Annotated in this window: 13 protein-coding genes; 8 read left to right on the top strand and 5 right to left on the bottom strand. The window is 56.8% G+C overall.

Annotation, left to right across the window (positions count from 1 at the left end; genetic code table 11):
* Positions 1 to 115 precede the first annotated feature (115 nt).
* From QEN58_RS18160 to ureG, 7 genes are all read left to right on the top strand, one after another.
* A complete protein-coding gene (locus tag QEN58_RS18160) occupies positions 116 to 1000 on the top strand; it encodes an urease accessory protein UreD (RefSeq protein ID WP_280104996.1) in 885 nt (294 codons plus the stop codon).
* 37 nt (positions 1001 to 1037) lie between these two features.
* Positions 1038 to 1340, top strand: coding sequence for an urease subunit gamma (locus QEN58_RS18155; RefSeq protein ID WP_008956141.1), 303 nt, complete (start codon positions 1038 to 1040; stop codon positions 1338 to 1340).
* A 25-nt stretch (positions 1341 to 1365) separates the two neighbouring features.
* On the top strand, positions 1366 to 1686 hold the full coding sequence (locus QEN58_RS18150) for an urease subunit beta (protein ID WP_280104995.1): 321 nt from the start codon (positions 1366 to 1368) through the stop codon (positions 1684 to 1686).
* On the top strand, positions 1683 to 3398 hold the full coding sequence (ureC, locus tag QEN58_RS18145) for an urease subunit alpha (RefSeq protein ID WP_280104994.1): 1716 nt from the start codon (positions 1683 to 1685) through the stop codon (positions 3396 to 3398). Before QEN58_RS18150 ends, ureC begins: the two co-directional genes overlap by 4 nt.
* 174 nt (positions 3399 to 3572) lie before the next feature.
* Positions 3573 to 4094 (top strand): urease accessory protein UreE, encoded by a 522-nt coding sequence (gene ureE / locus QEN58_RS18140; protein ID WP_280104993.1) that lies wholly within the window; start codon positions 3573 to 3575, stop codon positions 4092 to 4094.
* Positions 4084 to 4815, top strand: coding sequence for an urease accessory protein UreF (locus tag QEN58_RS18135; RefSeq protein ID WP_280106960.1), 732 nt, complete (start codon positions 4084 to 4086; stop codon positions 4813 to 4815). Before ureE ends, QEN58_RS18135 begins: the two co-directional genes overlap by 11 nt.
* A 57-nt stretch (positions 4816 to 4872) precedes the next feature.
* Positions 4873 to 5529 (top strand): urease accessory protein UreG, encoded by a 657-nt coding sequence (gene ureG, locus QEN58_RS18130; RefSeq protein ID WP_280104992.1) that lies wholly within the window; start codon positions 4873 to 4875, stop codon positions 5527 to 5529.
* 84 nt (positions 5530 to 5613) lie between these two features.
* On the opposite strand, the gene QEN58_RS18125 is transcribed toward ureG, so the two are convergent.
* Both QEN58_RS18125 and QEN58_RS18120 read right to left on the bottom strand, forming a co-directional pair.
* Complete coding sequence (locus QEN58_RS18125) at positions 5614 to 6378, bottom strand: SDR family oxidoreductase (RefSeq protein ID WP_280104991.1); 765 nt, start codon at positions 6376 to 6378, stop codon at positions 5614 to 5616.
* Between the two features lie 69 nt (positions 6379 to 6447).
* Entirely contained in the window at positions 6448 to 7374 is a 927-nt protein-coding gene (locus QEN58_RS18120) for a YihY/virulence factor BrkB family protein (protein ID WP_280104990.1), read from the bottom strand.
* 429 nt (positions 7375 to 7803) lie between these two features.
* Between QEN58_RS18120 and QEN58_RS18115 the strand changes: the two genes are divergently transcribed.
* Entirely contained in the window at positions 7804 to 9576 is a 1773-nt protein-coding gene (locus tag QEN58_RS18115) for a methyl-accepting chemotaxis protein (protein WP_280104989.1), read from the top strand.
* Between the two features lie 135 nt (positions 9577 to 9711).
* Here QEN58_RS18115 and QEN58_RS18110 read toward each other — a convergent pair whose 3' ends face one another.
* The 3 genes from QEN58_RS18110 to QEN58_RS18100 are packed head-to-tail and all read right to left on the bottom strand — an operon-like array spanning position 9712 to position 12491.
* The gene (locus QEN58_RS18110; protein ID WP_280104988.1) at positions 9712 to 10974 is read right to left on the bottom strand and encodes a TRAP transporter large permease; all 1263 of its coding nucleotides are present in this window, start codon (positions 10972 to 10974) and stop codon (positions 9712 to 9714) included.
* The gene (locus QEN58_RS18105) at positions 10971 to 11495 is read right to left on the bottom strand and encodes a TRAP transporter small permease (protein ID WP_280104987.1); all 525 of its coding nucleotides are present in this window, start codon (positions 11493 to 11495) and stop codon (positions 10971 to 10973) included. The genes QEN58_RS18110 and QEN58_RS18105 overlap by 4 nt, the downstream gene beginning before the upstream one ends.
* Positions 11496 to 12491: a TRAP transporter substrate-binding protein gene (locus QEN58_RS18100; protein ID WP_280104986.1), complete on the bottom strand. Its 996-nt coding sequence runs from the start codon at positions 12489 to 12491 to the stop codon at positions 11496 to 11498.
* Between the last annotated feature and the right edge of the window lie 121 nt (positions 12492 to 12612).

The following is a 12612-nucleotide window of genomic DNA, read 5'->3' as shown; positions in this document are numbered from 1 at the left end:
CAAGCCAGAAGCGCTCATCGCTGCCATGGAGCGCACAATCGAGTGTTTCACCATTTTGGCGCATTAATTGCTTCTATAAGTTAAAGGCTTAGTGAAAAGGAAGCGATAGCAACCCATGATCCTGTGCGAACTCGCCAAACCACGCATTGCCTCCGGCCACCGCTTCGATGCAGGCCGCCACTGGGCGGCCTCGTTAGCGCTCACCTTTGCCCATCGCGATGGCGCCACTCGCATGGTACAGGCGCGCCATCAGGGACCACTGCGGGTGCAGCGCCCTTTCTATCCCGAAGGGCGTGGTGAGGCTTGTCATGTTTATGTGCTTCACCCGCCGGGCGGGTTAGTCAGCGGCGATGCCCTCACCATTAGCGCTCATGTAGAGAGCGGTGCTCATGCGCTGCTGACGACCCCGGCTGCCAATAAACTCTATAAAGCCGACAGCCAGGGTGTGGCATGGACGCAGCACACTCGACTCAGCGTAGAAGATAACGCAACTCTGGAGTGGCTGCCCCAGGAGACCATCGCCTTTGATGGTTCCAAGGGCGAGCAGCGCACCCAAATTGATCTTCACGGCAGCGCCCGCTGCCTGGGCTGGGAAGTGATGGCACTGGGCCGCCCCGCCAGTGACTTACCCTATGTTTCTGGGCGCATTGAGCAGCACTTCCGTTTAACCCTGGATGGCAAGCCGCTGTGGCTAGAGCGTCAACCGTTAGACCCGTTGCACCCACGCTTTGTCGGGCGCTGGGGGCAAGGTGGTGCCACGGTGCAGGCCACGCTCTGGGCGGTGGGGCTTGCCGACGCGCCTGCGGCCATTGAAGCCTTGCGTGAAGCGCTGCCGGATAACCTGCGCTGGGCGGTTACCGTCCGCTACGGTGTTCTGCTGCTGCGCTATTTGGGCAACTCGCGCAACGAAGCCTGGGCATTATGCGAACAGGCCTGGCAACTGCTGCGCCCCCGGTGGATTAAGCGTGAAGCGCATACACCACGAATTTGGCTAACCTAATTGGCATCACTGCGATGCACTGCTGGAGAAATGCCCCATGGAATTAACCCCGAGAGACAAAGACAAGCTGCTGCTGTTCTCAGCCGCCCAGTTGGCGGAGCGCCGCAAGGCGCGTGGTTTAAAGCTTAATTACCCGGAAGCGGTGGCGCTGATCAGCTTCGAGATTATGGAAGGCGCCCGGGATGGCCGCAGCGTGGCGGACTTGATGAGCTATGGTCGCGAGATCCTTAGCCGTGAGGATGTGATGGACGGCGTCGCCGAGATGGTCGACGAAGTGCAGGTGGAAGCCACTTTCCCCGACGGCACCAAGCTGGTCACTGTCCACACACCCATCAACTAGTTTTTAGCAACCAGGAGAACGCCTGATGATTCCCGGTGAGTATCAGTTAAAAGAGGGTGATATCGAACTGTGCGTGGGGCGTGAGCGGATTAGCGTCGAGGTGGCCAACACCGGCGACCGCCCGATCCAGATTGGCTCCCACTACCACTTTGCCGAAGCCAACCCGGCGCTGGTGTTTGATCGCAGCAAAACCCGAGGCTTTCGCCTGGACGTGGCCGCAGGCACGGCGATTCGCTTTGAGCCCGGCCAGACCCGCGAAGTTACGTTGATTCCCTACGTCGGCAAGCGCGAAATTTACGGCTTTCGTGGTGATGTCATGGGTGCGCTCGACGGAGGTAAACAATGAAACCGGTTAACAAGATCAGTCGGCAAGCCTATGCCGATATGTACGGCCCCACGGTGGGTGACCGCGTGCGCCTGGGCGATACCGAGCTGTGGATTGAAGTCGAACAGGATGCCACCCACTACGGTGACGAAGTGAAATTCGGTGGCGGCAAGGTCATCCGCGACGGCATGGGCCAAAGCCAGCGCGCTGACGTTACGGTGATGGATACCGTGATTACCAACGCGCTGATTCTTGATTGGTGGGGTATCGTCAAAGCTGACGTGGGCATTCAAAATGGCCGTATCGCCGCGATTGGCAAGGCGGGCAATCCTGACGTACAGCCTGATGTCGAGATCGTCATTGGCCCAGGCACCGAAATTATCTCCGGTGAAGGCAAGATTCTGACGGCAGGCGGTATCGATTCCCATATCCACTTTATCTGCCCCCAGCAGGTCGAAGAAGCGCTGATGAGCGGTGTGACCACCATGCTCGGCGGCGGCACCGGCCCGGCGACCGGCACCAATGCTACAACCTGTACCCCCGGCGCCTGGCACATTGGTAAAATGCTGCAAGCGGTCGACGATATGCCCATGAACATTGGTTTTCTGGGCAAAGGTAACGCCAGCCTGCCTGAATCCCTTGAGCTCCAGCTCCAAGCAGGCGCCATGGGGCTCAAATTGCACGAAGACTGGGGCACCACGCCCGCCTCGATCAACAACTGCCTCAACGTGGCGGACGCTTACGATGTACAGGTGGCGATTCACACCGATACCCTGAACGAATCGGGCTTTGTGGAAGATACCCTGGCCGCGTTCAAAGAGCGCTGCATTCACACTTACCACACCGAAGGCGCGGGCGGCGGCCACGCCCCAGATATCCTCACCGCCTGCTCGAAAGCCTACGTACTGCCTTCATCGACTAACCCAACGCGGCCCTACACGGTTAACACCATTGATGAACACCTCGATATGCTGATGGTGTGCCACCACTTGGATCCCAATATCCCCGAAGACGTGGCCTTCGCCGACTCACGCATTCGCCGGGAAACCATCGCCGCGGAAGATATTCTGCATGATCTCGGCGTGATCTCGATGATCGCCTCTGACTCCCAGGCCATGGGGCGGGTCGGTGAAGTGGTCTGCCGTACCTGGCAAACGGCGCATAAAATGAAGGTGCAGCGCGGGCTACTGCCGGAAGACGAAGCCCTGGGTGCCGATAACCTTCGCGCCAAGCGCTATATCGCCAAGTACACCATCAACCCGGCGATCACCCACGGTATCGCCCACGAAGTCGGCTCTATCGAAGTGGGTAAACTGGCGGATCTGGTGCTATGGAAACCGGCCTTCTTTGGCGTAAAACCCGCGATGATGATCAAAGGCGGCATGATTGCAGCAGCGCCCATGGGCGACCCCAACGCCTCGATCCCCACCCCGCAGCCGGTCCACTACCGCTATATGTTCGGCGCTTTCGGTCGTGCAGCCAGCCAAACCCGGCTCAGCTTTGTCAGCCAGGCCGCACTGGATGCAGGCATCAAAGAGACGTTGGGGCTAAATAGCGAACTCGCCGCGTGCAAAAACGTGCGTCAGGTGCGCAAAAAAGATATGAAGCTCAATGATGCCTGCCCCGATTTAACCGTCGACCCGCAGACCTACGAAGTGCGCTGCGATGGTGAAATTTTAACCTGCGAGCCCGCCACCGAACTACCGCTGGCTCAGCGTTATCATTTATTTTGAATAGCGCACTATGACCGCCAGCAAGTGCAGTGCCGGGGGTAGGTCTACGTGAGGGCGCTGTAAATACATCCCTGTACGCTACTTTTGCCATCCATGGCAAAAGACCCTCACTACGACCTACCCCCGGCTCGGCTGCTGGGTGCTTAACTGCAGGTTCTGAACAGGACGATACCAATGCTTAAACTCATAGAACGCTTAGGGCCGATAGAAGAAAGCGCGGCGAGCGACACACTCACGCTGCCTTTTGAGCTACGTATTCGCGGGCGCTTGAAAGCGCAAAGCGATAGCGGTCGCGAGCTGGGACTGTTTCTGGATCGTGGCCCGGTGCTGCGCAGCGGTGAAGGCCTTAAAGCCGAAAGCGGCGAAGTGGTGCGTGTCTGCGCCGCCGTAGAACCGGTGGTGACCGCGCGAGTGAGTACTGGCTTATCCCTGGCGCGGCTGGCCTACCACCTGGGCAATCGCCACGTACAGCTGGCGCTGGGTGAAGATGACAAAGGCGGCTGGGTACGCTTCCCGCCAGACCACGTGCTGGAAGAGCTCGCCGAGCTGTTAGGTGCCGAACTAGAGCACCACAACGCCACCTTCGACCCGGAACCGGGTGCTTATAACCAAGTGGGTGGCGGGCACTCTCATTCCCACGGGCACGATCACTCCCATGACCATTCGCACGACCATGAGCATCACCATGCCCACTGAACTCGCCGCGCTAGAAAGCCAAAGTGACGAGCTAGCGCTGCTGGGGCTGATGCAGTTGGTGAGCCCTGCGCTGCCGATTGGCGCCTTTGCCTTCTCACAAGGCCTGGAAAGCGCCTTTGAGCTGGACTGGGTGCGCGATGAAGCGAGCCTTGCCGAGTGGCTAAACGGCGTGCTGGAAGATGGCTTAACCCGCTGCGAACTGCCGGTGCTGGCGCGGTTGCACGAAGCGTTTATCCAAGCAGATTCCCCGTCAATTGGTGAGTGGGATGAGTGGCTGGCTGCTACCCGGGAAACCGCCGAGCTGGCCGCCGAAGATAGCAGGCTGGGTGCCTCGCTTAAGCGCCTGTTGGGAAGCCTGGATTTATTGCCAAGCGAGGAAGTGTTGGAAAGTGAAGACTTACTAATGCCCTTGCTTCCGCCCCAGGCAGGCTACGTCACGCTGTTTGCCTACACTGCCCACACCCGCGGCGTGTCTGTACGCCACACCCTGCTGGGCTTTGCATGGGCGTGGCTGGAGAACCAGCTGGCTGTGGCCTGTAAAGCCTTGCCGCTTGGCCACACCGCTGCCCAGCGAGTGATTGAGCAACTGCGCCCAGCATTAGTGAATGCCGTTAATCAGGCGTTAACGCTTGAGAATGATGAACTAGGCCCGGTGCTACCCGGCTTGGCCCTGGCCAGTGCGCTGCACGAGACCCAGTATTCGCGCCTGTTTAGAAGTTAAAGGTTTAGACGTTAACTAGCTTAGAAGTTAATCAGCTTATCGATTGAGGAGAGAACAATGACTCACTGTTTACGAATTGGCGTGGGCGGCCCGGTAGGCTCCGGCAAAACCGCACTGCTCAAGCAACTCTGTTTAGCGCTGCGGGATTACTACGACATTGCCGTGGTCACCAACGATATCTACACTCGAGAAGACGCCGATTTTCTGCTCAAGCACGATGCGCTCCCGGCGGATCGTATTTTGGGTGTAGAGACAGGCGGCTGCCCGCATACCGCGATTCGCGAAGACGCTTCGATGAACCTTGCGGCCATTGATGAGCTTCATGCGCGCCACCCGAAGCTAGAGCTGGTGATGGTGGAGTCTGGCGGCGACAACCTCTCGGCCACCTTTAGCCCCGAGCTTTCCGACCTGACGCTTTACGTTATCGATGTCTCGGCCGGTGACAAAATTCCCCGCAAAGGTGGGCCAGGCATTACCAAATCGGATTTGCTGATCATCAATAAGATCGACATCGCCGAGCAGGTACACGCCTCATTAGAGGTCATGGAACGCGATTCCAAGAAAATGCGCGGTGAGCGGCCCTTTGTGTTTACCAATCTTTATGACGGTGTAGGGCTTGAGGAAATTATCCGCTTTATTCTGGATAAAGGGATGCTGGATGAGCGGCGCCCGCAGGCTGATGTAGCGGCTTCCGTGAGTACAGGGGCAATCTAGAAAGTTCGCGATGTACAAAGGCCGCCAAATGTTTGGCGGCCTTTTAGTGGTAGCTGGCTGACTGATGCACTAAGCGCCGTGGCGTTAAATAACGGCCAACATGCCGCCATCGACATAAATGATCTGTCCATTAACGTAGCTCGACGCCGGAGAGGCGAGGTAAACTACGGTGCCGACAAGGTCTTCGGGTACTCCCCAGCGTTTGGAAGGGGTGCGATTAATCAGCCAGTCATTGAATTTTGGGTCATCGGCCAGCGGCTTGGTCATTTCCGTGATCATGTAACCTGGGCCGATAGCGTTGGTCTGAATGTCATGCTCGGCCCATTCTGCTGCCATGGATTGGGTCAATAAACGCACCCCGCCTTTGGAAGCCGTATAAGCCCCCACGGTTGACCGCGCGACAGAACTCATCAGTGACCCAATGTTAATGATTTTGCCGCCCTGGCCGCGTTCAATCATTTGCCTGGCAACATTACGACCCAGTAGAAACGTGCTGGTCAGGTTAGTGTTAATGACCTTTTCCCATTGGTCGAGTTCGACCTCAAGCAGTGGGCGACGGAGTTGCATACCTGCGTTGTTGACCAGTATGTCGATACTGATCCCATCGTCTTTCAGCGCTTTAAGTGCCTGCTCAATGGCGGCTTCGTCGGCAACATCAAACGACGTTGTAAGCACATGATGGCCTTCCTCGGAGAGCGCGTGCCGTGCGGCTTCAAGTTTGTCGTGATTACGCCCATGAATAATGATTTGAGCGCCTGACTGCGCCAGCCCGCGTGCCATCGCAAGCCCTAACCCGCCAGATGAACCGGTAATTAGCGCCGTGCGGCCTGTTAGATCGAACAACGTCATCGTTTTCACCCCCTATATCATGGTTTTGCGATCAGCGTTTAAAGACTAGCTCAGCCACGCTCGGGTTGCTCAATTGACCCGCGTAATCGGCTGGCGATTGGGGTCGACATGCCAAGGCAAAGCAAGGCGGGTATTACGTTCCAATTCGGCAATCACCTGGGCGCCCAGCAGTAAAATGATGGCGCCCACCTCCAGGCTAATCAGTACGACCACCAGCGCCGCCAGTGAACCGTAGACGGCGTTAACGAACGAGAGATTGGCGAAATAGTAAACCAGCAGCAGCCGAACACCCTCCCACATCAGTGCTGCCACAAAGCCTCCTATGATTGCCCGACGTAAGGCAATTCGCACCACCGGCAGCACTTTATAGATAGCGCTAAACAGCAGGAACACCCCGATAAAACTGGCCAGGTTAAGCACCGGCTCTGAAAAACCCGCCAAAGGCAGTTCCCGTTCAAATAACAGCATTACCAGCATATTGAGCGAACTGGCAAGGGTGACCACCAGCGTAAGAACCATTAGCGCCGCCCCCAAAACCACCATAAAGGCATAGGGCAACATCACCGAAACCCAGATGCTGCGCTTGATATGTGGGCTATCCGGCGCATGAAAAATGATCGCCAGGGCGTCTTCGAGCATACGAAAGGCGAATGAGCTGAATAGGAGGAGAATGGGAAAGCTAAGAATGCCGATCACATCCCGCGAATCCAACAGGCTGCGAACGGCTTCCAGCAACACCTCCGCATGGGCAGGCGCCATATGTCGCGCCTGTACGGCCAGCACATTGAGTAGATGTTGCTGATCCACCACTTGGGTTAACAGCACAACGAGTACGGCAAAAAGCGGCACGATAGAGAGCAGGATGTTGTAGCCTACCCCGCCTGCCAGCAGGACACCGTGATTTTTCAGGAAATTGCGTAATACGCGCCAAGCGAAGTGAGCCAACCGAGGGAGCAGGAGCAAGACAGCGCTAACAAATGGGTGGTTTCGAACCATGCTTGCCATTCTCCTTGGACATTGGGCCCTATCGCCATGATACGCTGATGGCGATAGCAAATAACAAGGAAGTCACGAATTGTCTGATTTGGCTTTAGGAGAGGGTAGTAAAAGGCAGGAACTAAACAACCGCCTTGCAAACAAAAAGGTCGCCCTGACCAGGCGGTGGAAGGGTCAGGGCAACCGAAGATTGTGGTTAAGCGTCTTGCTTAAAACGGGCCATCCCTGGCCACCACACCCCCACCTTGGACCTTTGCTCCTTGAATAACCTTAACTTAGGTTATGAACCTAATTATTAATTGCTAATTATTTGAATATTAAGTGAAAAAGCAAAAAAATGGCTAAAGTTTGTGCGTTTTAGGTCGATAAAGTCTCCCTACAACTACTAAAAATTTTCCACTCAAGACTGACTCTGGAACTTGCTCACAAATGGCCACTCCTTCTGCTCCCAAACGAGCCCTTGGTTTACAAACCAAGGTGCTGATACTTGTACTGCTCCCGCTTTTCTTAGTCACGCTCGCTCTGGTTGGGTTTCAAGCCTATAGCAGTATCGGAGACTCTCGTGCGGCGCTAGCCGAACAACGTGAACTGCTGATTGAAGAGCGCCGCAATGCGGTACGCGACATCGTTCAATTGGCTACTACCGCTATAGCCCCAATTTATGAAAATGCTGGAGCCAACGATGAGGTTGCCAAGCAGCAGGTAGCTGAGTTGGTGCGCTCCATGCGCTTTGAAGATAACAACTACATTTTTATCTACGACTATGACGGTAACAATATCGTCACGGCACCTGCGCCAGAGCGTGAAGGTACCAATATGATTGACGCACAAACCCCCGATGGCACCTATCTGATTCGCGAGATCATTAAGGTCGCACAGAGTGGAGGTGGCTTCTATAGCTATATGTGGGATTACCCTGGTACCGACAGAATCGAACCCAAGCACTCCTTTGTTGACCGCCTTGAAAAATGGGACTGGCTGATTGGGGCGGGTGTCTACGTTACTGATGTTGATGATGTCGTTGCCGAACTTGAGGCCGCCGCTGCCGCAGATTTACGTAAAGACATAATGTTTGCCGCGTTATTGGGGCTGGGGCTGTTTATTGTCATCGCTCTGCTAGCCTACGGCTTGGTGCATCGCACGCTGGGGCCGATCAAACGTACTGCCGCGGCTATGCAGGATATCGCTCATGGGCGAGGTGACTTAACCCGTCGCTTGTCGGTCGAAAGCGGCGACGAAATTGGCAATCTTGCCGTTCAGTTCAACGCCTTTGTGGCGCGTATGCAGGAGACTCTGCGCGATGTTCGTAGCAGTACGCTTAGCGTGCACCAGGCGGCGGGGGAAATCTCACAAAGCTCTGATGAGCTTGCCACCCGCACCGAGCAGGCGGCGGCCAATCTGCAGGAAACCTCTGCTTCCATGGAGGAAATTACCTCCACGGTCAGCCACAGTGCCGACAATGCCCAGCAGGCCAATACGCTGGTGCTGTCTACCGCCGACGTAGCCCGCGAAGGTGAAACTTCGATGGAGCAGGTTGAGAGCACCATGCGTGATATTAACGACTCCGCATCGCGCATTAGTGACATTATCAGCATGATCGATTCAATTGCCTTCCAAACCAATATTCTGGCGCTCAACGCCTCGGTTGAAGCCGCAAGGGCTGGTGAGCATGGGCGCGGCTTTGCCGTAGTGGCACAAGAAGTGCGGCTTCTGGCCAGCCGTTCCAGCGATGCTTCCAAAGAGATACGTGCACTTATCGATGCGTCAGTACAGCACACCAACTCCGGCGCAAAATTAGTGCGCAGCGCAGGTGATACCATGCGCGAGATTGTCTCCAGCGTGGCGAAAGTCACCGATGTGATCGGTGAGATCACCGCCGGTGCTAAAGAGCAGAGCAGTGGTATCGGCCAGATCAACACCGCCGTGGCTGAAATGGACACCATGACCCAGCAGAACGCCGCTATGGTGCATGAGTCGACCACCGCCGCCGCCAATATGCGCCGCCATGCTGAGCACTTGAACCAGCTAATCAACTCCTTTGTACTCGGTGAAGATGGGCCGCAGCATCAGGCGCTAGCCTCTCCGGCCCCTCAGCAGCGTGGGGGGGATAGTGGCCTTAAGCGTCCTGCGCTTTCGTCACACGCCTCATCGCAGCAGCCCTCACCGGCAAAGCATGCTGCCGATGAGTGGGAAGAGTTCTAACGCTCACTCTTGCTGTGGATCAGCATTGGGGATAATGACAGCAGATAGTAGACGGGTATAAAAACGGGGCTTGCCAAATGGCAAGCCCCATTGCGTTAACGCCGTTGTAGATGATGCTGGAACAGGTGAGCGTCGTTAATTGCCTGACCAACCCAGCATAATCGGTACGTAAACCACTAACAGCAGCACTCCGATTAGCCCCAGCAGGTAAGGAATGATCGCGCGCGTAATGCGCTCCAGCGGCAGCTGCGTGATTGAGGACGCCACATACAGATTAATCGCCACAGGCGGTGTAATCATGCCAATGGAGAGCCCCACCACGATAATCAAACCAAAGTGGATCGGATCAATCCCCAGCTGCAGCACCAGCGGCAACAACACCGGCGTGAGAATAATCAGCGCACTGGCGGTTTCGATAAACACCCCGGTGAGCAGAATAATCCCCACAATCAGCAGCATGATCACGTAAGGGTTGGTAGAGAGTGACAGCACTGCCTGGGCAATCGCCCCCGGCACCTGCCAACTTGAGAGCGTCCAGCTCAGCACGGCCGACATGGCAATCACCAGCATAATCACTGCGGTAGTCATCGCCGAACGGATCAGCAACTTGTAAACCTGCGGCAGGGTTAGGTCACGATAGACAAACAGCGACACCAACATGGCGTAGTTCACCGCCACCACCGCCGCCTCTGAAGGCGTGAATATCCCTGAGAAGATACCGCCGAGGATAATCACCGGGGTCATCAACCCCCAACTGGCATCTTTAAAGGTGTTCCAGATGGTGGCTAGCGAGAGCGGAGTGCCCTTGGGGTATTGGCGCTTGTAGGCCTGGGCTATTGCAATGGCCATCAACCCCAGCCCCATCGCCAACCCCGGCAAAAAGCCGTTAAGGAAAAGCTTGGAGACGGATTGCTGGGCGATGACCGCGTAGATGATCATCGGCACCGAGGGCGGGATCACCACCCCGATGGTGCCGCTGGCGGCGATCAAGCTGGCCGCCGAGGCTGGGTCATAGCCTTTGCGTTTGAGCTCCGGTACCAGGCTGGAACCCACCGCTGCGGTAGTGGCCGCACCGGAGCCGGAGATGGCCGCAAAGAACATGCCCGCCATCACCGAAACCACGGAAAGCCCGCCGCGCATAAAGCCCACTAACGAATCGGCAAAGCTGACCAATTTTTCGCTCACCTTGCCCTGGGCCATTAAATCCCCGGCGAGGATAAACATGGGAATCGCGACCAGCGCAAAAGAGTTGATGCCCTGGAACATCTGCTGGGTGACCACCATCAGCGGCACGCCAGACTGATAAAGGGCGTAAAGGGTGCTGGCGCCAATCGCAAAAGCAATCGGCACGCCCAGCAGCATAAACAGGAAGAACAGCCCAAACAGCAGCAGCGTCATAGCGGCTCCTCCTGAGCGTGGGTCGTCTCATCGCCCAGCAGCAGTTCAATGATATCGACCAGCGCATACCACGCCATGATCGCCGCACAGATCGGCATGACTGCGTAAACGTAGGTCATCGAGAGCCGCAGCGAGGCGGATTTCTGGAAGCTCTGTACCTGCATATAGCGGTAGCCGATCACGATCAGCGCAATCATAAACGCCAGCACGATCAGCAGGGCGGCAATGCGGGCGATTTGGCGCAGGCGGCCGGGCAGGGCATCCACCGCAAAGGCCACGGCAATATGCCGCCCGCGCTGGAATGCCAGGGTGCCCGCCAAAAAGGTGATCCACACCAGCAGAAAGCGGGCGACTTCCTCGGTCCAGCCGACGGCGGTGAACAGAACCCGGGAGACAATCTGCAGGGTAATCACCCCAATCAGCGCTGCCATGCCCGCAAAGACCACGGGCTGGATGATGGCATCCAGCCCGCGCTCGATTCGACGCAGCAGCTTTAACAGCGGTTGAGTCGTGGTGGTCACTTACTTGAGCGCCTCCTGGATGCGCGGCAGGTAATCACCGAACTGCTCGCCGTACTTCTCATACACCGGCGCCACGGCAGCTTGGAAGGCTTGCATATCCGGATTATCGTTGATCTCCATGCCTGCATCACGCAGGGCTTGTAGTTGCTCGCTCTCCATCTCTGCGTTCACCTGACGCTCATACTCCGCCGCTTCCTGTGCTGCCGTTAGCAGTACCTCTTGGGCGTTTTCCGGCAGCTGGTTCCAGACAGGCATACCCATCACAAAAATCGCCGGGGCGTAGGTATGGCGGGAAAGGGTCATGTAGTTCTGGGTTTCATCCAGGTTGAACGAGTGGATCACGTTCACCGGGTTTTCCTGACCGTCGATGGTGCCCTGCTGCATGGCGGTAAGCGCTTCGGTCCACGCCATAGGAATCGCATTGGCGCCTAGCTCGCGGAAGGTGTCGGTGTAGACCGGGTTCTCCATCACGCGAATGCGCAGGCCATCCAGGTCTTCCGGCGTATTGATCGCCCGCTCGCTGTTGGTCAGGTTGCGGAAGCCTCGCTCGGCGTAGGCCATGCCTTTCAGGTTCACCTCGGAGAGCTTGTCGAGCAACTCCTGGCCAATCGGGCCATCGAGGACTTCGTAAGCGGCTTCGGGGGAGGGGAACAGGAAGGGCAGTTCAAATACCGCCATCTCTTCCACAAAGTTGGCCACCGGGCCGTTGGTGATCACGCCCATATCCACGGTGCCGATCTGCATGCCTTCCAGCAGCGTGCGTTCGTCACCCAGGGTGGCGTTGGGGTAGATCTCGATATCGACCTTGCCGTCGGTGCGCGCTTCCACCAGTTCTTCAAACTTGGTGGCGGCGATGTGGAAACCATCCTGCTCGTTGACCACATGGGCCAGGCGCAGGGTAACGGGGTCCATATCAGCAAAATCAGCGGCGTTCGCGGCGCTGACCAGCGCCAGTGAGATGCCCAGTGCCAGCGTGCTACGTGCAAATGTGTTCATTTTATTGTGTTCCCGATTTTTCTAAGGTGCAGAAGTGCTTCCAAAGCATGCACTAGACAAGGGAAAAGGGTCAATTGAACAAGCCCGCCAAACCGCTTCGCGGCTGGACACAGCCGCCCCA

Origin of the sequence: Halomonas alkaliantarctica, assembly GCF_029854215.1 — a bacterium.
GTDB classification, from domain to species: Bacteria; Pseudomonadota; Gammaproteobacteria; order Pseudomonadales; family Halomonadaceae; genus Vreelandella; species Vreelandella alkaliantarctica_A.
This window is presented reverse-complemented; position numbering and strand designations above follow the sequence as displayed.